This window comes from Arthrobacter sp. Y3221159, from assembly GCF_059089885.1.
Genome location: NZ_JBNHFC010000003.1, coordinates 112,586 through 136,621, shown reverse-complemented (window position 1 = coordinate 136,621; position 24,036 = coordinate 112,586). Strand labels below are relative to the sequence as shown.

The 24,036-nt window shown below is 67.2% G+C and carries 19 protein-coding genes; 6 read left to right on the top strand and 13 right to left on the bottom strand.

Translation table 11 applies throughout. The features are described 5' to 3' along the window. The first annotated feature begins 55 nt into the window (after nt 1-55). A complete protein-coding gene (locus AC5RT3_RS04720) occupies nt 56-2,203 on the top strand; it encodes an amylo-alpha-1,6-glucosidase (RefSeq protein ID WP_494123624.1) in 2,148 nt (715 codons plus the stop codon). Here the strand turns inward: AC5RT3_RS04720 and AC5RT3_RS04715 are convergent. The 6 genes from AC5RT3_RS04715 to AC5RT3_RS04690 are packed head-to-tail and all read right to left on the bottom strand — an operon-like array spanning nt 2,200 to nt 7,835. After that, on the bottom strand, nt 2,200-2,733 hold the full coding sequence (locus AC5RT3_RS04715) for a GNAT family N-acetyltransferase (RefSeq protein WP_494123623.1): 534 nt from the start codon (nt 2,731-2,733) through the stop codon (nt 2,200-2,202). The genes AC5RT3_RS04720 and AC5RT3_RS04715 overlap by 4 nt on opposite strands. Nucleotides 2,734-2,744: 11 nt before the next feature. Then, a complete protein-coding gene (locus tag AC5RT3_RS04710; RefSeq protein WP_494052093.1) occupies nt 2,745-3,761 on the bottom strand; it encodes a Gfo/Idh/MocA family protein in 1,017 nt (338 codons plus the stop codon). Between the two features lie 4 nt (nt 3,762-3,765). Next, nucleotides 3,766-4,767: a sugar phosphate isomerase/epimerase family protein gene (locus tag AC5RT3_RS04705; RefSeq protein WP_494052092.1), complete on the bottom strand. Its 1,002-nt coding sequence runs from the start codon at nt 4,765-4,767 to the stop codon at nt 3,766-3,768. Between the two features lies 1 nt (nt 4,768). Further along, nucleotides 4,769-5,932 carry a Gfo/Idh/MocA family protein gene (locus AC5RT3_RS04700; RefSeq protein WP_494052091.1) on the bottom strand — a complete coding sequence of 388 codons (1,164 nt, stop codon included), beginning with the start codon at nt 5,930-5,932 and terminating at the stop codon, nt 4,769-4,771. Nucleotides 5,933-5,949: 17 nt separating this feature from the next. Next, nucleotides 5,950-7,092 (bottom strand): Gfo/Idh/MocA family protein, encoded by a 1,143-nt coding sequence (locus AC5RT3_RS04695; RefSeq protein WP_494123622.1) that lies wholly within the window; start codon nt 7,090-7,092, stop codon nt 5,950-5,952. Further along, entirely contained in the window at nt 7,089-7,835 is a 747-nt protein-coding gene (locus AC5RT3_RS04690) for a sugar phosphate isomerase/epimerase family protein (protein ID WP_494052089.1), read from the bottom strand. Before AC5RT3_RS04690 ends, AC5RT3_RS04695 begins: the two co-directional genes overlap by 4 nt. A 139-nt stretch (nt 7,836-7,974) precedes the next feature. On the opposite strand from AC5RT3_RS04690, the gene AC5RT3_RS04685 reads away from it, so the two are divergent. After that, entirely contained in the window at nt 7,975-9,195 is a 1,221-nt protein-coding gene (locus tag AC5RT3_RS04685) for an ROK family transcriptional regulator (RefSeq protein ID WP_494052088.1), read from the top strand. A gap of 146 nt (nt 9,196-9,341) precedes the next feature. Here AC5RT3_RS04685 and AC5RT3_RS04680 read toward each other — a convergent pair whose 3' ends face one another. Continuing rightward, entirely contained in the window at nt 9,342-10,301 is a 960-nt protein-coding gene (locus AC5RT3_RS04680) for a D-2-hydroxyacid dehydrogenase family protein (protein ID WP_494052087.1), read from the bottom strand. 141 nt (nt 10,302-10,442) lie between these two features. On the opposite strand from AC5RT3_RS04680, the gene AC5RT3_RS04675 reads away from it, so the two are divergent. Further along, on the top strand, nt 10,443-11,636 hold the full coding sequence (locus AC5RT3_RS04675) for an MFS transporter (protein ID WP_494052086.1): 1,194 nt from the start codon (nt 10,443-10,445) through the stop codon (nt 11,634-11,636). A 260-nt stretch (nt 11,637-11,896) separates the two neighbouring features. On the opposite strand, the gene aceB is transcribed toward AC5RT3_RS04675, so the two are convergent. Together aceB and aceA are read right to left on the bottom strand one after the other, a co-directional pair. Further along, complete coding sequence (aceB, locus tag AC5RT3_RS04670; protein ID WP_494123621.1) at nt 11,897-13,549, bottom strand: malate synthase A; 1,653 nt, start codon at nt 13,547-13,549, stop codon at nt 11,897-11,899. A 255-nt stretch (nt 13,550-13,804) separates the two neighbouring features. Further along, complete coding sequence (gene aceA / locus AC5RT3_RS04665; protein WP_494123677.1) at nt 13,805-15,136, bottom strand: isocitrate lyase; 1,332 nt, start codon at nt 15,134-15,136, stop codon at nt 13,805-13,807. 148 nt (nt 15,137-15,284) lie between these two features. On the opposite strand from aceA, the gene AC5RT3_RS04660 reads away from it, so the two are divergent. After that, entirely contained in the window at nt 15,285-16,796 is a 1,512-nt protein-coding gene (locus AC5RT3_RS04660) for a helix-turn-helix domain-containing protein (RefSeq protein ID WP_494052084.1), read from the top strand. A 9-nt stretch (nt 16,797-16,805) separates the two neighbouring features. Here the strand turns inward: AC5RT3_RS04660 and AC5RT3_RS04655 are convergent, their stop codons facing one another. The 3 genes from AC5RT3_RS04655 to AC5RT3_RS04645 are packed head-to-tail and all read right to left on the bottom strand — an operon-like array spanning nt 16,806 to nt 19,922. Then, nucleotides 16,806-17,810: a TAXI family TRAP transporter solute-binding subunit gene (locus AC5RT3_RS04655; RefSeq protein WP_494052083.1), complete on the bottom strand. Its 1,005-nt coding sequence runs from the start codon at nt 17,808-17,810 to the stop codon at nt 16,806-16,808. Further along, nucleotides 17,803-19,257, bottom strand: a complete 1,455-nt coding sequence (locus AC5RT3_RS04650; protein ID WP_494123620.1) for a sensor histidine kinase — start codon at nt 19,255-19,257, stop codon at nt 17,803-17,805. Before AC5RT3_RS04650 ends, AC5RT3_RS04655 begins: the two co-directional genes overlap by 8 nt. Continuing rightward, nucleotides 19,254-19,922: a response regulator transcription factor gene (locus AC5RT3_RS04645; RefSeq protein WP_494010825.1), complete on the bottom strand. Its 669-nt coding sequence runs from the start codon at nt 19,920-19,922 to the stop codon at nt 19,254-19,256. Before AC5RT3_RS04645 ends, AC5RT3_RS04650 begins: the two co-directional genes overlap by 4 nt. Before the next feature lie 205 nt (nt 19,923-20,127). On the opposite strand from AC5RT3_RS04645, the gene AC5RT3_RS04640 reads away from it, so the two are divergent. Beyond that, complete coding sequence (locus tag AC5RT3_RS04640) at nt 20,128-21,549, top strand: MFS transporter (protein WP_494123619.1); 1,422 nt, start codon at nt 20,128-20,130, stop codon at nt 21,547-21,549. A gap of 231 nt (nt 21,550-21,780) precedes the next feature. After that, on the top strand, nt 21,781-23,052 hold the full coding sequence (locus AC5RT3_RS04635; RefSeq protein ID WP_494123618.1) for a serpin family protein: 1,272 nt from the start codon (nt 21,781-21,783) through the stop codon (nt 23,050-23,052). 17 nt (nt 23,053-23,069) lie between these two features. Here AC5RT3_RS04635 and AC5RT3_RS04630 read toward each other — a convergent pair whose 3' ends face one another. After that, the gene (locus tag AC5RT3_RS04630; RefSeq protein WP_494123617.1) at nt 23,070-23,927 is read right to left on the bottom strand and encodes a hydroxymethylpyrimidine/phosphomethylpyrimidine kinase; all 858 of its coding nucleotides are present in this window, start codon (nt 23,925-23,927) and stop codon (nt 23,070-23,072) included. Between the last annotated feature and the right edge of the window lie 109 nt (nt 23,928-24,036).

Sequence of the window (24,036 nt, the reverse complement as noted above, 5' to 3'; positions counted from 1 at the left end):
GCGGGCGGGCAACCGGTCCCGGCAGCACCCGCCGCTGGAGATAGGGAGTCCTTCCATGACCGCCTGGAACGAAGACAATGAGGCATCCGTGTCCGGCTCCGGCTCCGTAACTATCCTGGAAGGCTCGTCGTTCTGCATCTCGTCCGGAAGCGGTGATATCAGCCCCGACGGCAGCGCGAACGGCGTGTTCTTCCAGGACACCCGCATCATTTCCGCCTGGGTCCTGCGCATCAACGGCGCCCTTCGCGAACCCCTGGTGGCGCAGCGGCCGCATCCTTTCGAAGCAACCTTCGTGGGCAGGGCAACCTGGCCCGGCGGCCGGTTTGACAGCCCCTTGGTGGTCCGGCAGATCCGCCACATCGGGCCGGGACTCCAGGACGACATCACGCTGGAGAACTTTGCTGCCGAACCGGTGGAATGCGACATCGAGCTCCTGGTGGCTGCGGACCAGGCCGACCTCTTCGACGTGAAGGGTGCACGGACCACCGGCATTGACGACGCGACCCGGGAAGTGGTGGACGGCCGGCTGGTCATCGAAGCCGCCCGGCACGGCCAGCAGCGCGGAACGGTGGTCGGTGCCAAAGGCGCGGACGTCAGCACCGACGGGCTCCGTTTCCGGGCCACCATCCCGGCCCGGGGCAAATGGGCCGTCAGCATCATCGTTGTGCCGCTGGTGAACGGGTTGCCGCCTGAGAAACCATTCCGCGACGGGCAGTTGCCGCACCACCGCGAGGGCGTCCGCCGGCACCTGGACTGGGAAGAAGGCGTACCGCGGCTCAGCATCGAGGACGTCAAGCTGCAGGAACTGCTCAACCGGAGCCAGCGGGACCTGGGTGCACTGCGCATCTTCGACGCCCACCATCCGGAACGCGCGGCAGTTGCCGCCGGCGCCCCCTGGTTCATGGCCCTGTTCGGCAGGGACTCCCTGCTGTCGTCCTACATGAGCCTGCTGGTCAACCCCAACCTGGCCGCAGGCACACTCCAGACCCTGGCGGGGATCCAGGGGAAGAAGGTTGACCCGGACTCCGAGGAGGAACCCGGACGCATCCCCCACGAGGTCAGGCTTGGCGTAACCGCCGGACTGTCCCTGGGCGGCACCGCCTATTACGGAACGGCCGATGCCACCCCGCTCTTCGTTGCCCTTTTGGGCGAACTGAGCCGCTGGGGGCTCTCCCGCGATGTCATCCGGCCGCTGCTGCCGCATGCGGACCGGGCACTGGATTGGATTGAGAAGTACGGAGACCGGGACGGCGACGGGTTTGTGGAGTACTGCAGGCCCAATGACCACGGCCTGGCCAACCAGGGCTGGAAAGACTCCTGGGACGGCATCAATTTCGCAAACGGCATCATGGCGGAAACCCCCATCGCACTGTGCGAAGTCCAGGCCTACGTCTACGCCGCCTACATTGGCCGGTCACTGCTTGCCCGCTGGGACGGGGACGTGGCGCTGGAAAACCACTGGGCGGAGCGTGCAGCCGAGCTGAAAGCTGCCTTCAACGAGAAGTTCTGGCTGCCGGACAAGGGATACTTTGCCGTGGCACTGGACAAGGACAAGCGCCAAGTGGACGCCTGCACCTCCAACATGGGCCACTGCCTCTGGACCGGGATCGTGGACGAGGACAAGGCGGCGTCCGTTGCCGAACACCTGATGTCGCCGCAGATGTTCACCGGCTGGGGGATCCGGACGCTGGCCTCCGACATGGGGGCATACAACCCTGTCAGCTACCACAACGGCTCCGTCTGGCCCCATGACACCGCGTTGGTTGCCACCGGACTGATGCGCTACGGCTTCGTGGAAGAGGCCAAACGGGTGGCCGAGGGGATTTTCGACGCCGCTGAGCACTTCGATGGCCGGTTGCCCGAACTCTTCTGCGGCTTTGACCGGGGCGAGTTCCCGGGGCCGGTGCCCTATCCCACTGCGTGCTCGCCGCAGGCCTGGGCTGCGGCTGCGCCGGTGCAGCTGGCCCGCGTGCTGCTCCGCTTCGATCCCGTCTACACCCGTGGAGTAGTGCATCTGTCGCCGATCCTGCCGGAATCCGTGGGCGAGTTCCGGGCCGAGAACGTGCTGCTGGACACGTCCCGGATCACCATCAAGGCCCGCGGGATTGACGGCAGCATCGACGGGCTGCCGCCGGGCGTGAAGCTGCTGCCGGTTCCCCGCCCGCCCCTGGCCTACCCGCCGGAGGGCTACCTGAGGAACTAGGGGACCTCGCGCTCCAGCACGAAGTCGTGTTCCACGGTGCTGCCCAGCTGGAAGGATTTGGTGCCCACCTTGCGGAACCCTGACTTCTCATAGAAGCGGATGGCCCTGGCGTTCTGGCTGTTGACGCCCAGCCAGGCCCCGGCCCCGCCGGCGGCAGCGGCGGCCTGGAGGCTGGCGTGCATCAGCTCGGCTGCCGCGCCCAGGCCATGGTGCCCGGGGTGGACATAACACTTGCTGAGCTCCACGGACGGCAGCAGGGTGAGCGCGGAGGCCACCTCCGGGTCAGCCGCCGGGCGGTTGACCAGCAGGCTGTACCCGTCGAGCGGGCCTCCGGAGTCCAGAACCAGGATGATGATGTCCGGGTCGGCGAGGTAGCCCCGGAAGTGACGCTCATTGAGCGTATTGGCCAGGTGGGCCGAAATATCTTCGGGTGACGACGACGGCGGGCAGGCCAGTGGAAAGGTGACCGCCGCCAGCGCAGCCAGCGCCCCGGCGTCGTCCGTTGTTGCCCTGCGGATGGTGTGGCTCACGGTGCCCTATCCTAAGGCTGCCGGTCGGCGTCGTAGATGAGCCCGATCTGGCGCCGGATCTCGTCCATGGCGGCCATGATGGCCACGCTCTCCCCGGGCGGCAGCAGGCTGCCCGCGGTCAGCCCGTCGCTGACGAGCCGTTCCAGTTCCGCGGCCTGGTACTGCATGCCCCGGCCCTGCACGGGTTCGTCGAAGCGCTCCACGATGTTTCCCGAAACGTCGTACTGGGTGAACGGGGTGGGGTTGTACCAAACGGAATCAATTTCTACCCAGCCGCCGGTTCCGATCACGGCTGCCCGGTTGTTCCCCGCCGTGTCCAGCGCGCAGTCAACGATCGCCTGCTGCCCGTCCGCATACTCGAAGATGGCCGCCGTCTGCCGGTCCACCCCTGTTGCGGTCATGGCAGCGCTCGCGAGGATCCGCTGCGGTGCGCCGAGGACGTCGAAGGCAAAGGCGATGGGGTAGATGCCCAGGTCCAGGAGGGCGCCGCCGCCCAGGGCCGGATCATTGAGCCGGTGCGCGGGGTCCTTGGGAAGGTCCTGGTTGTGGCTCGCCACCACCTTGCGGATCTCGCCGAGGGTCCCGTCGGCCACGATATCGCGCAGCCGCGCCATGTGAGGCAGGAAGCGGGTCCACATCGCCTCCAGCGCCACCAGTCCCTTTCCGGCGGCAACGTCCACGATCTCCTGTGCCTGCCGGGCGTTGATGGTGAATGCCTTTTCCACCAGCACGTGCTTTCCCGCGTTCAGGGCCAGCAGGGCGTTTTCGTGGTGGAACACGTGGGGAGTGGCAACGTACACCACGTCGACGTCCGGGTCGGCCGCCAGGTCCTCGTAGCTGCCGTGGGCTGTGGGAATGCCAAACTGCGCCGCGAACGCCCGGCTCGTTTCCACGGATCGGGAGCCCACGGCCTGGACCGCGAACCCGTTGTCCAGGAGGTCGCGGACCTGCAGGTCGGCGATGAAGCCGGTGCCAAGGATTCCCCAGCGGAGCCGGCCGTCGGAAGTGCCGCTGCTGTGGTTCGTCACGGCCCTAGTCCTTGCTGCTGAAGGCGGCGTCGAAGGATGCCGTGGAGGCGGGGAAGTCGAACTTCTTGAGGTTGGCGAGGGCTTCGGGGGCGCCGTGGAGGCGGTCCATGCCGGCGTCTTCCCATTCCACGCTGATGGGGCCGTCGTAGCCGATCGCGGCGAGGGCGCGGAAGGAGGCTTCCCAGGGGACGTCGCCGCGGCCGGCGGAGACGAAGTCCCAGCCGCGGCGCGGGTCGCCCCAGGCCAGGTGGGAGCCCATGACGGTGTTCCGGCCGGTCTGGCGGATCTTGGTGTCCTTGCAGTCCACGTGGTAGATCCGGTCCTTGAAGTCCCAGATGAAGGAGACGGGGTCGATGCCCTGCCACATCATGTGGGACGGGTCCCAGTTCAGCCCGAACGCGGGGCGGTGGCCGATCGCTTCGAGGGTGCGGACGGTGGTCCAGTAGTCGTAGGCGATCTCGGACGGGTGGACTTCGTGGGCGAAGCGGACGCCGCATTCGTCAAAGACGTCCAGGATGGGGTTCCAGCGGTCTGCGAAGTCCTGGTAGCCGGCGTCGATCACCTTTTCCGGGACGGGCGGGAACATGGCTACGAACTGCCAGATAGAGGAGCCGGTGAAGCCGACCACGGTGTCCACGTCCAGTGCCTTGGCCAGCCGGGCGGTGTGTTTCATTTCCTCGGCGGCGCGGGTGCGGACGCCCTCGGGATCGCCATCGCCCCAGACTTTGGACCGGACGATGCCCTGGTGGCGGAAGTCGATGGGGTCGTCGCAGACGGCCTGGCCGGTGAGGTGGTTGGAGATGGCCCAGACCTTGAGGTTGTACTTGTCCAGGACCTCGAGCTTGGATGCGACGTAGCCGGGTTCGTCCCAGCGCCAGGCATCAAGGTGGTCGCCTGAGACGGCGATTTCGAGGCCGTCGTAGCCCCAGCCGGAAGCCAGTTTTGCGACTTCCTCGAAGGGCAGGTCGGCCCACTGGCCGGTGAACAGGGTGAATGGGCGGGGCATGTCAGGCTCCTTCGGAGGTTCTGGCGGGAACATGGACGAGGGCACTTTTCGCGGCGGCGGATTCCTCCACGGCGTTGAGGATGTACTGGACATTCAGCCCTTCCTCGAACGACGGCGAGGGCTGGGTTCCCTCCTGGATGGCGGTGAGGAAGTCGCGGATCTGGTGGGTGAAGGTGTGCTCCCAGCCGATGATGTGGCCCTGCGGCCACCACGCGTCCAGGTAGGGGTGGTCCGGTTCGCTGACCAGGATCCGCCGGAGGCCCTGTTCGCGTGCCGGGGCGGTGGCGTCAAGAAAGCCAAGTTCGTTCAAGTTTTCCAGGTCGAAGTGGATGCTGCCTTTGTCCCCGTAGATTTCGATCTTCAAGCTGTTCTTCTGACCGGTGGCCACCCGGGAAGCCTCCACCGAGGCGATGGCTCCGGAGGCGAGGGTCAGCGTTGCCCAGGCGGCGTCGTCGACCGTTACGTCCTCCGGGCCGTCCGGGCCCGGGCGGCGATCCACGAAGGTCTGCAGCCGGCCAATGACCTCGGTGACCTGGCCGCCCAGCAGGAAGAGGACCTGGTCCACTGCGTGGGAGGCGATGTCACCGAGGGCCCCGGACCCTGCGGTCTCCTTACGGAGCCGCCAGGTCATGGGTGCCTTCTCATCGGTCAGCCAGTCCTGGAGGTAGGCGGCACGGACGTGCCGTACCGCGCCCACCCGGCCTTCGGCGATGAGTTCCCTGGCCAGGGCCAGGGCGGGCACGCGCCGGTAGTTGAAGCCGACCATCGACTGCACACCCCGGGCGCGTGCGGCCACCGCAGCCGCGGTCATGGCCTCGGCTTCGGCGAGTGTGTTGGCAAGGGGCTTCTCGACCAGGACGTGCTTGCCTGCCTCGAGTGCAGCGATGGCGATCTCAGCGTGCATCCAGCCCGGTGCGCAGATGTCAACGATATGGATGTCGTCCCGGGCAATGACGTCGCGCCAGTCCGTGGCGGCCTCTTCCCAGCCGTACTTCGCGGCCGCCTCCGCCACCTGCCCTGCATCCCGGCCCACCAGGACCTTCTGCTCGATTGCCGGGACGTCGAAGAAACTGGCAACGTTCCGCCAAGCGTTGGAGTGGGCCTTCCCCATGAAGGCATAGCCGATGGCGGCGATGCCCAGCGGACCCTTTGTGCCTGGATCCATGGTCCCTGACGCCTGGCTCATGCGGTGCCGCCAAGGGTCTGGGTTTCCGGTGCCCAGTCCTCGGGCAGGGGAGCGGACGTGGGGGCGGAGCTTTCGACGTCGACAAAGGTGCCGGATTCGATGGATTCGGAGATGGAGACCATGCTGTCCAGGACGTGGTACGCCAGCTGCCCGGTGGCGCGGTGGGGGACGCCGGCGCGGAGGGAGCGGGCCATGTCCAGCACTCCCATGCCACGGCCGTTGGCCGGACCGGTGGCCGGGATGGTGGTCCAGTCCTCGTCACCGGCGCGCCAGAGCCTGGAGTCGCCGTCGAAGTTGTTGGGGTCCGGCAAAGAGATGGTGGCCTCGGTACCGGTGATTTCAACGAACCCCATCCGGGCCCGGGGGGATTCGAAGGAGAAAACGCTGTGCGAGGAGGCGCCGGACTCGAACTGGGCCATGGCCGAGACGTGGGTGGGCACCTCCACGCTGAACTCCTCGCCGGCTTTCGGGCCGGAGCCGATGACGCGGACCTCCTTGGCCTTGGAACCGACGGCGGCAACTTTGCGGATGGAGCCGAAGGCCTGGACCAGGGTGGTGAGGTAGTAGGGGCCCATGTCGAACAGCGGGCCTGCCCCGGACTGGAAGAGGAAGGCCGGGTTGGGGTGCCAGGACTCCGGGCCCGGGGTCTGGAACGTGGTCATCGCGGTCAACGGGGTGCCGATGTCGCCGCGCTGGATCAGCCGGAGTGCGGTCTGCAGGCCGGCGCCCAGGAACGTGTCGGGCGCGCAGCCGAGCCGGATCCCGGCAGCGTCGGCGGCCTTGAGCAGGCCCAGCCCGGAGTCCCGGTCCAGGCTGATGGGCTTTTCGGTCCAGACGTGCTTGCCTGCGTTCACGGCTGCCGTTGCCACCTCGACGTGGGCCGCCGGGATGGTGAGGTTGACGATGATTTCGACGCCGGGGTGGTTCAGCGCCTTCTCCACGCCGCCCCACTCGGGGATGCCGTATTCCCTGGCCCGGGCCTCGGCGGCCTCCTCGAACAAGTCCGCGATGACGTGGACTTTAAGGTCCGGGAAAACCGTGAGGTTGTCCAGGTACTGCTTGCTGATGTTGCCGGCGCCTATGACGCCGACACCCACCGGACCCCGGCGGGAAGAGGCTGCGGTTGCGGGGATGCTCATGCCTTGATCCCTTCGCCCGATGCCAGCAGGAACGACAGGCTTTCATTAATGCCTTCGAAGATGTCGCCGGAGTAGTCGTCGAACTCCACCACGCCCACCTCCAGGGACTTTGCGGCGGCGATCACATCTATGACCGGGACCTTCCCCTGCCCGGCGGGCTGCTGGGCCTTGGTGTCCGTGGTCAGGGGTCCGTCCTTGATGTGGATGAATTTCACCCGGTCCCCGAGTTTGGTGAGGATCTCCACCGGGTCTTGGCCGCCGACTGCCACCCAGTAGGTGTCCACCTCCAGGACCAGTTCCGGATCGAGCAGGTCCGCGAAGTATTCCAGTGCGGTCCTGCCGTCGATGATGGACTCCAGCTCCCAGGCGTGGTTGTGGTAGCCCACCCGAACACCGTATTCCGCGCCTTTCCTGGCGGCGGCGTTCAGCTGCGCTGCTGTTTCCTGGATGTCCGCCTCTTTCTGCCACCGCTCCGCCGGAATGTAGGGTTCGATGACCGTTCGGATGCCGAGGTCCCTGGCCGCTGCGAAGATTTCGTCCTGGTCCTGGCTCAGCAGCGGTGCGTGGCCGGAGGGCGCGGTGAGGCCGTTCTCCTTGAGGGCGGCGCGAAGTTCCTTGGCGGTGGCAACGAAGTTGTACGGCTCCACCTGGGAAAAACCGATCCCGGCAACCCTTCTGATGGTGCCCGGCAAGTCCTTCGAGATTGCGTCGCGGACGGTGTACAGCTGTAGTGCGTAGGACATGGTGCTCCTGGCGTTAGTGGCGGGCATTCGGCATAAAAAGCGGCGGGGCGGTCTAGTGCAAAGCTAGAAGGACTTTTGACGGACGTCAAGCAAAAGTTGTTGACGTGACAGCACGAAGTGGCCGTGTTATCTATGGTTGATGACCAAAAGCCATGGAGAAGGGGCTGCCCTCCTCGAGTACCCGGCGTCCCAGGGGCGGGCCGGAGACCTCTTCCAGCTTTTGCGGGACGGCAAGGCACGCACCAGGGCTGAGCTTGCCGGAAGCACCGGCCTTGCACGTTCCACCGTGGCATCCCGGATCGAAGCGTTGATGCTGTCCGGCCTGGTTGGGCCCGCCGGTGAGGCGAGCTCAAGTGGCGGCAGGCCGCCGTCGCGCTTTGCCTTCAACCCCTCGTCGCGCGTGGTCCTGGCCGTCGACGTCGGGGCAAGCCACGTGATCGTGGCCGTCACCGACCTGGACGGGAAGATCCTCGCCGAACAACGGTTGGCCCGGCAGGTGTCGGACGGCCCGGAAGCCGTGCTGGACCAGGTGGTGGGGCAGGGCAGGAAACTGCTCGCCTCGGCAGGGCCGAAGGCCGGCGGGCTTGCGGGCGTGGGCATCGGCCTGCCCGGTCCGGTGGAGCACGATACCGGAAAGCCGGTAAAGCCTCCCATCATGCCGGGTTGGGACGGCTTCGACGTGGTTGGCTACGTGCAGCAGTCCCTCCGCGTCCCTGTACTGGTGGACAACGATGTGAACATCATGGCCTTGGGGGAGCGGACCGCCCATTGGCCGGAGCATGGCAACTTCTTTTTCGTGAAGGTGGCCACGGGCATTGGCTCCGGAATTATCAGCAGCGGCGAACTGCAGCGCGGCGCCAACGGCACGGCCGGAGACCTGGGACATGTCCAGCTGGCGAGGGGCGTAGACGTGCAATGCGCGTGCGGGAATTATGGCTGCCTCGAAGCCCTGGCGTCAGGCCCCGCCATTGCCCGCGCTTTGCGGGAACAGGGGCTGGATGCGGCAAAGGGCTCTGATGTCCTCCGGCTCGCCTCGGACGGCAACCTACAGGCCATCCAGGCCCTGCGCCAGGCGGGCCGGGATGTCGGTGAGGTGCTGGCCACAGTGGTGAACCTCCTCAATCCGTCTGTGGTTGTGGTGGGCGGCAGCATCGCTGTGTCAGGGGAACACCTGGTGGCCGGCATCCGGGAAGTGGTGTACCGGCGGTCGCAGCCACTGGCCACCTCGCACTTGCGGATCGCCGTCTCAATCGCCGGCGACCAGGCGGCAATATTGGGTGCCAGCCGGATGGTCACCGAGTACGTTCTCTCGCCGGTGGCCATCGAGGCAACGCTTGCCGGAACAGCCGCTGCCGGCTGAGCAGCGGCTACGGCGCCATCAGCACGTCGATGAGCGGCCCGTCTGCTGGCTGGCAGGATACGCCGGAACCGCTTGGCCTCCCGCGGCACCGACAGCGTCGAGGTGTGGATCCCCGCCCGGCCCTCGTCGTACGAGGTACTTCAGCGTCAGCCGCTGATGGTGCGGACGGGGGAGCCGGCCAGCCAGGCGGTCACATCCTCGAACGCTCCGCCGTAAAACTCCCGGTAGCTCTCCTGGGTGACGTACCCAAGGTGTGGCGAGAGGGCGGTGTTGGGGGCAGCCAGCAGCGGATGCCCCGCGGGCAGCGGTTCCTCGTCGAACACGTCCAGGGCCGCACCGCGGATCCAGCCCTGGCTGAGCGCCCGGATCAATGCATCCTGGTCCACCAGCGGACCGCGGGCGGTGTTCACCAGGATCCCCTCGGGGCCCAGCAGCCGCAGTTCCGCTTCTCCAACCGTTTTCTCGGAGCGCGGGGACAACCGCAGATGGAGCGTCACCACATCCGAGGCGCGGAAAAGCTCTTCCTTGGACACCAGTCGCGCCCCGGCCTCTTCCGCCGCCCCGGCGGTGAGGTTCTGGCTCCACGCCACGACGTCCATCCCGAACGCCCGCCCGTACCCGGCCACCCGGCGCCCGATCTTCCCCAGCCCCACAATGCCCAGGGTTTTGCCGGCCAGCTCAAACCCCACGGTTGACTGCCAGGTTCCGGCCCGCAGCGAGTTTTCCTCCGCCGGCAGGTGCCGTGCGGCGGCGAGCAGCAGGGCCCACGTCAGTTCGGGGGCGGCGGTGGGCGAGCCGGGCGTGCCGCACACCGTTACCCCGTGGTCCGTGGCGGCGGCAACGTCAATGGACGCGTTGGCCATCCCCGTGGTCACCAGGAGCTGGAGGGCCGGCAGTTTCTCGAACACCTCACGCGGGAATGCCGTCCGCTCACGCATGGCAACCACAATGCTCACGTCAGCCAGCGCCGAGACCAGGGCGTCGCGCGAGGCAAAGGGCTCCCGGAACGTGGTAACGGAGACGCCCTCGGCTTCAAGCGCTGCCCAGTCCGCGAAGCCGTGCGCCACGTCCTGGTAGTCGTCAAGGATGGCAAGGCGGTGCTGCATGGCGGTGTCCTTAATCCCGAATTTCCTGGCGTGATGTTCATCGTATGGCAGGGCGCCCTCGGCACGGCCCGAAACCCCGCACCGGTGGGGCGTGATAGCAATGGGAGTGATGAAACCCCCGGTTACCCAGCACTTTGCCGCATGAGCGGCCGGTCCCTCGCCCGCATTCCCGCCAGCTGGATCCTGCTCGCCTGCATCGGTCTCCTCGCCTTGAATCTGCGGGGCCCCTTCGTGGCGGTCGCCCCGGTGGTCGGGCTGATGCAGGCAGAACTGGCATTTTCACCGGTCATGCTGGGGCTTCTGACCAGCATCCCCGTCCTCTGCTTCTCGCTGGCCGCGCCGCTGGCTTCCCTCGCGGCGAGGAAGTTCGGTGCCGAATTCGCGGTGACGCTGACCATCCTCGGGGTCCTGGCAGGCGTCCTGGTCCGCTCGGCCGGCGGCCCGGCACTGGTGGTGGCCGGAACGGTGCTGATCGGCGCCGCCATCACCGTGGGGAACATTGCGGCGCCCCTGATCATCCGGCGGGACTTTGCCCCGGCCCGGCAGGGAACCGCGATGGGGATCTACACGGCGGCGCTGAACGTCGGCTCGTTCCTCACCTCCGTGGTGACTGCACCGCTCGCGGACCTGGCCGGGTGGCGGTTTGCGCTGGGCGCGGTGGCCGTCCTGGCCGTGGCGGCCATTGTCGTCTGGACCCTTGCCGTCGGGCCCCGCAACGCCTTCCTGGTTTCCGGCGCGGACGGCACTGACACCAGGCGGCCGCCCGTCAGCGGACTCGGCTGGATTACCGCCGGACTGACGGCCGGATTCGGCGGCCAGGCCTTCTCCTACTTCGGCGTCACCGCGTGGCTCCCCAGCTACCTGCACGACGAGCTTGGCATGTCCGTGGCCGAGGCCGGCGCCGCCTCCTCCATCTTCCAGATCCTCGCCATCGTGGGCGCGCTGGGCGTCCCGTTTGCCGCCAAATATTGGGGCCCGACGGCGGTGGCGGTCACCGTGGGTGCCTTATGGCTGACCGTTCCGGTGGGGCTGCTGCTGGCGCCACAGCTGTGGTGGCTGTGGTCCGTCTTCGGCGGCATCGCCCAGGGCGGAGGCATCACGGTCATCTTCATCGCCATCATCCGGCTGGCACGCGACCAAGCCTCCGCGGGCAAGATGTCCGCCACGGTCCAGGGCCTGGGCTACGCGCTCGCCGCCGTGGCGCCGCCCCTGCTGGGTTTCGTCCACGACGTTTCGGGTTCCTGGACTCCGGCGCTGCTGGTCATTCTGGCCTCGGTGCTGGCCTTCTGCTTTGGGACCACGCTCTCCGTGCGGAAGGTGCCGAAAGGCCGGTAGCGAGGTCCCGCCGTCGTCGTTCTTTCTCCCCTCCCAGGACGCCCTCTCACTTGACCCGCTTAAAGCAGGGACGCCCGCTCAGATGATGTGCCTAAACCAGAAACGCCCGCTCACTTTCTTGAAGGAAGTGAGCGAGCGTCCGGAATAGTCGCGCAGCAAGTGAGCGGGCGTGCGTGGTTGCTCCGCCGCCGGGCCCGCCCTCCGGATTTCGGAGGTGCCTGTTGCGATAGGGCGTGCCGGCCCGGCGGACGGAAACTCTGTCAGGCCGCGGCGAGTTCCTCAACGGTCGCCTTTTCGCGGGTCTCGGTGAGGTAGCGGGCGTAGGCGGGCAGGGTGAGGAAGGACGGGAAGTCCTGGGCGAGGGTGACTTCTTCGAAGATGTCGCGGGCGTCTTCGAAGCGGTCGCCGTCGAAGCGCTCGAGCCGGGCGAATTCCTCGTCGAGCAACTGCTCCACCCATTCCTTCGTGATGATCTCGCCGTGGTCGGTGATGGCGCGGGCGTAGATCCACTGCCAGAGCTGGGAGCGGGAGATTTCGGCGGTGGCGGCGTCTTCCATGAGGTTGTGGATCGCTACTGCGCCGTTGCCGCGGAGCCAGGATTCGATGTAGCGGATCCCGACTTCGATGTTGTTCCGGATGCCCTGTTCGGTGATGGTGCCGTGGAGTGAGGCGATGTTGATCAGGGCGCGGTCGTCCGGGGTGACGTCATTGCGGAGCTTGTCGAGCTGGTTGGGCTTGTCGCCGAGGACGGCGTCGAACACCTCGCGGCATGCCGGGACGAGGTCGGGGTGGGCCACCCAGGAGCCGTCGAAGCCGTCGTTGGCCTCGCGGGTCTTGTCCGCACGGACCTTGCCGAAGGCGTTGGCGTTCGCCTCGGGGTCCTTGCGGTTGGGCACTGCAGCGGCCATGCCGCCGATGGCCATGGCGCCGCGCTTGTGGCAGGCCCGGACGAGTTGTTCGGTGTAGGCGCGCATGAAGGGTGCGGTCATGGTCACCTGGCCGCGGTCGGGAAGGACGAACCGGGGGCCGCGGGTGCGGAAGTTCTTGATGATGGAGAAGATGTAGTCCCAGCGGCCGGCGTTCAGGCCGGCAGCGTGGTCCCGCAGTTCGTAGAGGATCTCCTCCATTTCGAACGCTGCGGTGATGGTCTCGATCAGAACGGTGGCGCGAATGGTGCCCTGGTCTATGCCGAGCAGGTCCTGGGCGAGGATGAAGATGTCGTTCCAGAGCCGGGCTTCGAGGTGGTTTTCGATTTTCGGCAGGTAGAAGTACGGGCCCTTGCCCTGGGCCAGGAGGCGGTGGGCGTTGTGGAAGAAGTAGAGGCCGAAGTCCACGATGCCGCCGGCGACGGGTTCGCCGTCGATGAGCATGTGCTTTTCGGGCAGGTGCCAGCCGCGGGGGCGGACCACGATGGTGGGAAGGTCCCCGGCAGGGCGCAGCTTGTATTCCTTGCCTTCCTCGGTGGTGAAGTCGATCCGGCGTTCCAGGGCGTCGGTGAGGTTCAGCTGGCCCTTGATGACGTTGCGCCAGGTGGGGGTGGAGGAGTCTTCCATGTCCGCGAGCCAGACCTTGGCGCCGGAGTTCAGGGCGTTGATGGTCATCTTCTTGTCCACCGGACCGGTGATTTCTACGCGGCGGTCCTCCAGGCCCGGGGCCGGGGGAGCGACCCGCCAGGACGGGTCGTCGCGGATGTGCTCGGTCTCCCGCAGGAACCGGGGATCCGCGCCGGCAGCAATTTCGGCGCGCCGTGCCCGCCGCGCCTGCAGCAGTTCCTTGCGCCGCTCAGCCGTTGCCCGGTGCAGCTTCGCAATGAACTCGAGCGCGTCCGGAGTCAGCACCTCGTTCTGCCGGCAAATGGGCTGCGCGGTCAGGGTGATCCCATTGATGGTGAAAGAGTCGGTGAAGCTGTTCATTTCAAGTCTCCTTAAAGGCGAAAAGGGAAGTTCGACGGCGGTACTTGCCTGGGTGGGCGGGAAAGGGAAATCCTCCGCGTGCTATTCCCCATCCCCGCCATAAGACCTCGCAGAGCTCGGTCGACGGCGGGGACAGGGCCCCTTTTACGCACGCTTCCGGATTCCCCTTCCCGACCCGGCGACGGTCACCTCAGGGCGTACCGCCGTCGTGCCCTTTGGCGAGCAAAGCGAACGGCTCACCTTGGGCGGAAGTTGTTAGTGGAACTGGCCCTCTTCGGTGGATCCCACGAGGGCGAGGGTGGACGCGTTCGGGTTGAGCGCGGTGGAGATGGTGTCGAAGTAGCCGGTGCCGACTTCGCGCTGGTGCTTGGTTGCGGTGTAGCCGCGGGATTCGGAGGCGAATTCCTTTTCCTGGAGTTCGACGTAGGCGCTCATGCCGGTCCGGGCGTAGCCGTGGGCGAGGTCGAACATCGAGTAGTTCAGGGCGTGGAAGCCGGCCAGGGTGATGAACTGGAACGTGAAGCCCATGGCGCCGAGTTCGCGCTGGAACTTGGCGATGGTGTCGTCGTCCAGGTGCTTGCGCCAGTTGAACGACGGCGAGCAGTTGTAGGACAGCATCTGGTCCGGGAACTCGGCCTTGACAGCTTCGGCGAACTTGCGGGCCAGTTCCAGGTCCGGGGTGCCGGTCTCCATCCAGATCAGGTCGGAGTAGGGGGCGTAGGCCTTGGCGCGGGCGATGCAGGGTTCGATGCCGTTGCGGACCTTGTAGAAGCCCTCGGCGGTGCGTTCACCGGTGATGAACTCACGGTCGCGTTCGTCCACGTCGGAGGTGATGAGGGTGGCTGCTTCGGCGTCGGTGCGGGCGATGACCACGGTGGGGGTACCGGCGACGTCAGCGGCCAGGCGGGCTGCGTTCAGGGTGCGGACGTGCTGCTGGGTGGGGATCAGGACCTTCCCGCCCAAGTGGCCGCACTTCTTCTCCGACGCGAGCTGGTCCTCCCAGTGCACGCCGGAGGCGCCGGCCTGGATCATGGACTTCATCAGCTCGTACGCGTTCAGCGGGCCGCCGAAGCCGGCCTCGGCGTCGGCGACGATCGGGACCAGCCAGTCCTCGACGCTCTGGACGCCTTCGGCGAACTCGATCTGGTCGGCGCGGAGCAGGGCGTTGTTGATCCGGCGGACCACGGTGGGAACCGAGTTGGCCGGGTAAAGGGACTGGTCCGGGTAGGTGTGGCCCGAGTTGTTCGCGTCTGCGGCGACCTGCCAGCCGGACAGGTAGATGGCCCGCAGGCCGGCCTTGACCTGCTGCACTGCCTGGTTCCCGGTCAGGGCGCCCAGGGCGTTGGTGTAGCCGCCGGTCTTGTGCTCTTCGGTGAGCTGCTTCCACAGCTTCTGGGCGCCGCGCCGGGCCAGGGTGTGCTCTTCGGAGACGCGGCCGCGGAGACGGACGACGTCGGAGGCTGAGTAGTCCCGGGTCACACCTTCCCAGCGGGGGTTGGCGGCCCACTCGAGCTCCAGGGCGGCGGCCTGCGCGCTTGCAGTGTCCTGGGCGGACGGCTGCTGGGTGGGCTCAAATGCTGCAGTCATCATTGATCTCCTAGATTGAGCTCCGGAATTCGGTGGGTGGGAACCTCGTCGTTGAGGTTCCCACCGGTTTTCCGGTGCGGTGTTCTTTCCGTGTGAACTACTTTTCAGCACTTTCAACCCCCTTTCTAGCTAAAAAGAGTGGAAAGAAATGCACTTCTTCGCGTATCCTGCAGAAATGTCGCCTTCAAGCTGGAACAGGGACGTTTCCCAGCCGTCGTCCGTCCCATCCACCGACCTTGATGTCATTTCCCTGGGCCGCCGCGTCCGCCATCTGCGCAAACAGGCCGGGCTGACGCTCGATGACCTGAGCGCCGCCGTCGGGACCGCGCCCAGCCAGCTAAGCCTGATCGAGAACGGAAAGCGCGAGCCCAAACTCAGCCTGCTCCAGCACCTTGCCGGCGCCCTCGGCGTGAGCATTGACCAGCTGCTCGGAGCGGAGCCGCCGAGCCGCCGCGCAGCGTTGGAAATCGAGCTGGAACGGTACCAGCGCGGCCCCCTCTATGAGTCCCTGAACCTGCCCAAAATCCGCATCAGTTCGCGGCTGCCGCTGGATGTCCTGGAAGCCCAGGTGGGCCTGTTGCAGGAGCTCGAGCGCAAGATGAACGAGCAGGTGGCAACCCCGGAAGAAGCGCGCCGCGCGAACGGGGAACTGCGGGCGATGATGCGGGAGCGCGGCAACTACTTTCCGGAGTATGAAGCCGAGGCGCAGAAGGTCCTCAAGGAGGTGGGCTACACCACCGGCCCGCTGAGCCAGCACGTCATTGCCGACATTGCCGCGCACCTTGGTTTCACCCTGCACCACGTCGGCGACCTGCCCCATTCCACGCGCTCCGTGACTGATTTGAAGAACCGCAAAATTTACCTGACGCAGAGCCAGCGGCAGGACCACGATCCGCGCTCGGTCCTGCTCCAGGCTCTGGGCCACTACGTTCTGGGCCATGAGACACCCCGCAACTACGGGGATTTCCTGGCCCAGCGGGTGGCAACCAACTATTTCGCCGCCGCCCTGCTCCTGCCCGAGCAGGCAACGGTGGAATTTCTGCAAAAAGCCAAAGCTGCCAAGGAAATCGCCGTGGAGGACATCCGCGACGCCTTCGCCGTTTCCTACGAGACCGCTGCCCACCGATTCACCAACCTCGCCACCAAACACCTGGGTATCACCACCCATTTCCAGAAGACGCACCAGAGCGGCATCATCTACAAGGCCTACGAGAACGACGGCGTGAACTTCCCGCAGGACCATACCGGCGCCATCGAGGGCCAGCCGTCCTGCAAGGCGTGGACGTCGCGCGCCGTGTTCGATGTGCCGGACAAATTCAGCGCCTACAGCCAGTACACGGACACCCCCTCGGGCACCTACTGGTGCACGGCCCGCACGGAACGCTCGGCCACCGGCGAGTTCTCGCTGAGCATCGGGGTGCCCTACCAGCACGTGAAGTGGTTCCGCGGGCGCGAAACCACCGCCCGGGCCACCTCCAACTGCCCCGACCCCACGTGCTGCAAGCGCCCGCCGGAGGCCCTCACCGCCGAATGGGCCGGTAATGCCTGGCCTTCAGCCCGCGCCCACTCGCACCTCCTGGCCGCGATGCCGCCGGGAGCCTTTCCCGGCGTGGACGAGACGGAGGTATACAGCTTCCTGCAGGCCCACTCCGGAAGCTGATGGCGCCCTTTATCCGTGCAGCGCCCGGTAGGCGTCAACCGCGGCCGGATGGAGCGGGATGCCGGCCGTGTTGATCAAGGTTTCCGGGCTGAGGAACTGGACGCCCAGGCTGGATTGCGGGATCAGTTCGCCGGCGTGGTGCACCAGCAGCTGGACGGTCCGTTCCACCGTGGCGGCATCCAGGTCCGCCCGGCACAGCAGCAGGTTCGCGGCGCCCACCGTCCAGACCGCCGGCACGCCGGGATAGCTGCCCTCGGGAATGAGCACGCGGTCATACTGCGCCCCGTGCCGCTTGCGCAGCTCCGGCAGCAGCGCCGAAAGGTCCAGCAGTGCCAGCGGCACCTCCTGCTGGGCGGCGGCAACCGCGGCGGTGGGCACGCCGCCGGACCAGAACAGGGCATCCACCGTGCCCGCCTTCAGGGCGGCCAGGCCGTCGTTCAGCCCAAGGCTTACGACGGTGACCGTCCCGTCCGCGGTTGCGCCACCCGCCGTCCGGGCATCCAGGCCTGCTGCCGCAAGGATCCGCGGGGTGGTTAGGGAAGTTCCGGATCCCGGCTGGCCGACAGCCACGGTCCGGCCGGCCAGCTGGGACAGATCCACAATTCCGCTGTCCCCGCGCACCACACAATGGACGTAGTTTTCGTAGACCTTGCCCAGGGCCGCCAACGGTACCGCCTCCGTGCCGGGTTCCGGGGCTGCGGCTGCCGCATCCGCAAGAGCGACCCCGAACGTGGCCCTGCCGCCACGGAGCTCGGCCAGGTTGTCCAGGCTGCCGCCGGTGGACACCGCCTCAGCCTTGTCCGCCACGCCATGGCGCTCCAGGGACGCAGCCAGGAGGGTGGAGAACTCAAGGTAGAACCCGCCCGGCTCGCCGCCGGCCACGGTCAGCAGGCCGGGACGTTGTCCCGAGCAGGCGGCCAGGGCTGCCGGCAGCACGGCGGCCGCCGCCGCTGCCAGGACGGTCTTGAAGAGCACCCGCCGGGAAGGAACCAGCGCGGGAAAGCAGTCATCCATCGGCCAGCCCTTTTTCCGGGCCGGAAGCCGGGCGGGCAGCAACCGAAGGAGCTGCCGGGAATTCCAGCCGGGCGCACAGGCCGTGGGGCGCCACCTCAGCGAGCACCAGCCGGCCGCCGTTGGCTGCGGCGAGTTCGCCCACAATGGTCATCCCCAATCCCGTCCCGGGCACCGGTGCATGGCGTGGTGCGCGCCAGAACCTCGTTGCGGCACGGGTTCGTTCCTGCTCGGAAAGGCCCGGCCCGTCGTCGGAAATTTCCACTATGACCCGGTCCCGCTGCCGGCGGACCGCAGCGGTGACCGTGGCCCCGGCGGCGTATTTGATGGCGTTGGTGAGGAGTTCCCCCACCATCTGGCCCAGTTCCGCCGGGTGGCAGGCGACTTCCGCCGGCGGGGTGGGAGCCTCGGCCAGGACCAGCCGGCACCCCGCACGCCCTGCGGCAGGAGCGGCGCGCTCAACTTCCCCCTGCAGGACCGGGAAGGGGTCGGACGGTTCGACGGCCGGCCGGGAACCAGCGCTGAAGGGCCGCGCCGAATCCTCGGAAGCCCGGTGTTCCGCGGCCGCAAGCTTCAGCACCCCGTCCAGGATGTCCTCCACCCGCTCCAGCTCCGCCATCACATTCTCCGCGGCTTCGCGCTCGCGGGCGGTCTGGAGCTCGAGCTGCAGCACATCCAGCCGCAGCCGCAGTGCCCCAATGGGGTTCCGCAGCTGGTGTGAGGTGTCCGCAATCAGTTGGCGTTGCGACTCGATGCTGGCGCCGACCGTGCGCGCCATTGCGGTGAAGGACCGGCTCAGTTCGCGCAGTTCGGGCGGACCGTCCTCCGGCAGGCGGCCTGCACGCCCTGTCCGTGCCAGCTCGGTCACTGCCGAGTTCAGCCGGAGGACCGGCCGCAGCACCCAGGAGGTGACCCGTGCGGCAGCCAGCAGGAGGACCGCGGCCACCGCGACGGCGGCAGCCCCCACCAGGAGCCAACGCCCGCGGAGCTTCTGGCGCGCCGTATCCAGGTGGACGTCCAGGACCACACCGCCCAGGACCTGGCTGGCGCTGCCGAACGGCCGGAAGATCAGTTCGGAGCCGGACCCGAAGGGCCCCAGCGGGGCAAGGGCCGTATCGGTGACATTGAGACCGGCCCGGGACAGCGCGTCCTGAACATCTGCCCGGTCTCCTGCCAGGCCGCCTGACGCCAGGATGCCCTGCTGCAGCCGCACCACAACCCCCTCCCCGTAAAGGCCGGAGTAGGTGTCCATCTCCCGTTGCAGCTGCACTGTGTCCCCGTCGGCGGCAGCGTCGAAAGCCACCTGCGCCAGCCGGTTCAGGGATGCGGCCCTGTTGATCTGGACTTCCTGGGTGAGTTCGCGGGCGGCGCTTCCCAGGATGGTGCCCGAGACCAGGAAGACCACCATCAGGCACAGCACGCTGAGGACGCCGAGAACGCGCGGCCTCACCGGCTCTCCGCTTCCACCCGGTAGCCGACGCCGCGGACATTGATGATGAACCCGGGCTTCTGCAGCTTGGCGCGGAGCCCGGTGAGGTGGACATCGAGCGACCGGGAGGAAGCCAGGAACGCGTCGCCCCACAAGGCGTCAAGGATTTGCTCCCGGGTCACCACTGACCCCGCATTCCGGGCCAGGAGGGCCAGCAGGCCGAATTCGGTAGCCGTCAGCGGCAGCAGGGCCCCGTCCTTCGCAGCGGTCCGCCGGTCCAGGTCCACCTCCACGTCATCCAGGACAATGGTGTGCGGGGTGCTTCCGCTGCCACGCCGCATACGCCTGGTCACTGCTTCGATCCGTGCCAGCAGTTCCACGAGCTTGACCGGTTTAACCAGGTAGTCGTCAGCGCCGGAACGAAGGCCCAGCACCACGCTGCGTTCGTCGTCGCGCGCTGTCAGGATCAGGATGGGGCAGTCGGTAACCTGGCGGAGCTTCCGCAGCACCTCCAGCCCGTCCATGTCCGGAAGGCCCAGGTCCAGGAGGATCACGTGGAAGTTCCGGTGGGCCAGCAGGGCGTCCGCGCCACGCGACACCCTGGTCGCTTTCAGGCCCGCCGTCGCCACACCGGCTGTGAGGGCGCCGGCCATGGCGTCGTCGTCCTCGACGATCAACACGTCCATTGCCATCTTCCTTGTCCTTTGCCGGGGTTGAGCCGTCCCCGCCTTTGGAGACTACCTTCTGGCGGGCGTTTTTTCCCGGACGGGCCTGAATCCTAAGGAAGTGTTAGGAAAGCAGCCGCCGCGTTGGTTGTGCCGTGCGTCACCCATAGTTTGGTGGGGGTCCTCCGCGCTTTCGGAAGACTGTTCACGCAAGGAAGGTTCATTGATGAGCACCGAACAAGCAGCGCCGCCGAACAGTGCGGCCCACCCTGGGGCACCCCTCACCGAAGCAGCGCAGACCCGCCGGGCCGTGGGCAACATCCTCAAAGGCTCCGCCGGCAACCTGGTGGAGTGGTACGACCTCTACGTCTACACCGTCTTCGCAGCCTACTTCCAGGCCCACTTCTTCAATTCCAAGGACGACCTGCAGGCCGGGCTGGAGGCAATGGCTGTCTTCTCGACGTCGTTCCTCATGCGGCCCATCGGCGCCTGGTTCTTCGGCCGGTACGCCGACCGCAACGGCCGCAAGGCAGCCCTGACCCTCAGCGTGACACTGATGTCCGCGGGCTCGTTCGCCATCGCCGTGCTGCCCACCCAGGATGTCATCGGTATCTGGGCCATGGTGCTGCTGGTGCTGGTCCGCCTGCTGCAGGGCTTCTCTGTGGGCGGCGAGTACGGCACCAGCGCCACCTACATGTCCGAAGCCGCCACGTCGCGCCGCCGCGGCTTCTTCTCAAGCTTCCAGTACGTGACCCTGGTGGGCGGCCAGATGCTGGCCCTGCTGGTCCTGGTGATCCTGCAAAACACCGTCGGCGGTGAAGCGCTCAACGAGTGGGCCTGGCGGATTCCGTTCGCACTGGGCGGCGTGGCAGCCTTGGTGGTGCTGTGGCTCCGCCGGTCCATGGAGGAAACCGTCTCCGCGGACCAGATCCGTGCGGCTCACGTCCAGGCTCCGGGCGAAGCCCAGCCGGGAACGCTCAAGCTGCTGTTCACCAGCCACTGGCGGCCGCTGCTGATTTGCATCGGCGTCACGCTGGGCGGAACCGTGGCGTTCTACACGTACACCAACTTCATCCTGAAGTTCATGAACGATACGTCCGGCATCGCCAAGACCGACACCTCAGTGATCAACTTCTGGGCACTGTTCATCTTCATGCTGCTGCAGCCCGTCTATGGCCTGATCTCGGACAAGATCGGGCGCAAGCCGCTGCTCGTCTGGTTCGGCATCACCGGCGTCCTTTTCACCTGGCCACTGCTCTCCACGCTCTCCGGCACCAAGGACCCCTTCACCGCGTTCCTGCTGATGATGGGCGGACTGCTGATCGTGGGCGGCTACACCTCCATCAACGCGCTGGTGAAGGCGGAGCTGTTCCCGGCCTCCATCCGTGCCCTGGGCGTGGGCCTGGGCTACGCGATTGCCAACTCGCTCTTTGGCGGCACGGTCCCGCTGATCGGCGCGGCGTTGCAGAAGGCAGGCCAGGTGGAGCTCTTCTTCACCTACGTCACTGCCGCCATCGCCATTTCGCTGGTCGTCTACATCTTCGCCCTCAAGAACAAGAAGGCCACGCACCTGGACAGGGAACAGGGCGACGCCTGGGCCGCCGCAAAGACGGACGACGCCGGCACCCTGGCAGGTGCCAACCGCTAGGTAGGGCGCGGCGCCGGTGGTGTTCGACGCCGGCGCCGCGTGCCGCCGTCGAACGCGCCCGGCCGGAGTGATGCGCAGGGGAACGCCCGGCTTCGCGGCGTGACCGAAACGACCGCAAACCGTAACCCTTCCGGCATCGTCCGGCAGCCGGCCCCCTGCTCTACTGGAACCATCCGGTCCTTCGTGGCGGTACTGCCGCGGCCTAACTGCCTGGGAAGCACAGGGGAAGACATGAACGTTCCACGGCGTGCGGTGCTGGCAATGCTGGGGCTTGTGGCTGTGCTTCCCGCTTGCGCGGCCGCGCCCCCGGAGCTGGTGACGGCACCTGGGGTGGAACGGGTCTCGCTGGACGCCGCTGCCTATCCTGCTGAAATTGGTGCCCTGCGCACCTCCGCCTACACGCTGGGTGCGGCCCTCCTTGCCGACGGCGGGGACGGCGCCGCGGGTAACGTCATCGCAGCACCCGGAAGCCTGCTTACAGCGCTGCTGATGCTTCGCTCCGGAGCGGGCGGCGAGGCGGCCGCGGAACTTGACCGCGTCCTCGCCCTTCCCGGAGCACGCCGCGACGAGGCAGCGAACGCCTTGCTAGCCGCCGTCGAAATATACGACGGCGATCCCGGCGCCGTTGACGAAGACAATCCGCCACGGAAGCCCGTCATCCACCTTGCCAACGGGCTCTTCCTGGACAGGCACACCCCGGTGGGCGAGGGCTACCTGGCCGGCCTGGCCCGGCACTACGGTGCGGGCGTCCACATGGTCGAGTTCCGTGACCGGACCGCAACTGAACCCGCCATCGATGCATGGGTGGACAGGAACACGGGCGGGCGCATCAAGAAAGCCCCGGCCAAGTTCGACCCCAGGAACACCTTCAGCCTCCTCAATGCCATCTATTTCGCCGCGGCCTGGAACACCCCCTTCGACCCTGCGGACACCACTGACAGGCCTTTCACCACCGGAAACGGCGACGTGGCGAGTGTTCCAACAATGAGCCAGGCAGTGGGGATGAAGTACGCCGAGAGCGAGCGGTGGCGGGCGGTGGACCTCCCCTATGCGGAGGGAGCCGTGATGCGCCTGGTGCTGCCGGCTGCCGAAACCCCCGCCGGACCGTCCGCGGATGAGCTGGCCCGGATTGGTGAGGCGCTGGAGTCCGCCCCGGTCCAGCCCGTCCGCATCACGGTGCCCCGCTGGGACCACAAGAGCAGCTTCGACCTTCGGAAGGTCCTGGAAGCCATGGGCCTGTCCCGCACGCTCACCACGGAGACGGACTTCGATGCGATCCAGCCGGGGCTGAAGCTGACGCAGGCCGCCCAGGCCGCCAACATCACCGTGGCGGAGAAGGGGACTGTGGCGGCCGCCGTCACGCAGCTGAATGGACGGGCCGTCAGTGCACCGCCCGAGCCCGCCGTGTCGATCGCCTTCGACCGGCCGTTCCACTACCAGATCGTCCACGGCGGAACGGGGCTGCCGCTCTTCATGGGGAAGGTGGCCGACCCGCGTTCGTGACCGGGCCGGGCGGGCGGTTAGCGCGGGCCGCCCTGCCAGAGTGCGTCAAACGGCGCGCCGGACGCCACGCGGTTCTGGATCCCGGCCGTCACGAATTCCTTGGCGGTACGGGCGGCTTCCAGCGGTGACGAACCCTTGGCCAGTTCTGCTGTGACGGCGGCGGCAAGCGAGCAGCCCGCACCGGAGACGGCCACATCGCCCACCTTCGGCGCCCTCAGGACTTCCAGCGTCTGGCCGTCATAAAAGACGTCGACGGCGTCCGGGCCAGCCAGCCGCACCCCGCCCTTGGCCAGCACTGCCGCGCCGCTGAGCTCATGGATGCGCACGGCGGCTGCCTTGAGGGATTCGACGTCGGTGATTTCCAGTCCGGACAGCGACTCCGCCTCGAAGTGGTTCGGCGTCACGAACGTGGCCAGCGGCAGGATCTGCGCCTTCAGGGCCTGGTCCGTGTCCAGGGCGTGGCCTGGCTCCTGGCCCTTGCAGATCAGGACCGGGTCCAGGACCACATTCCCAAAGTCGTTGTCCTTCAGTGCACCGGCAACAGTGGCGATGGTGGCAGGGCTGCCGAGCATCCCGATCTTCACCGTGTCCAGCACGGACGGCGCGCCCGAGGCCGGCCCGTAGGCCGCGGTGGTTGCCTCCAGCTGGTCGGAGATCACCTGCTGGTCCACAGGCACGAAGCGGTGGTTCCAGCTGTCGGCGGGATTGAACGAGACGATGCAGGTCAGGTTGGCGATGCCGAAGACGCCCAGCTCCTGGAAGGTCTTGAGGTCGGCCTGCGCACCGGCACCGCCGGTTGCTTCGGAGCCGGCGATGGTGAGCACCACGGCCGGGCTGGTGACGTGCGGCATTGCATCAGCGGAAACGGAAGTCATGCACCCATCCTGCCATCCGGCGTCGGCCGTTTTCCTTGTGTGGCAGTACAGCGGCGGCTGACCGGGGGTGTTCAGGGCGACAAGGGAGCCGGCCTGCCCGAGCTTCTAA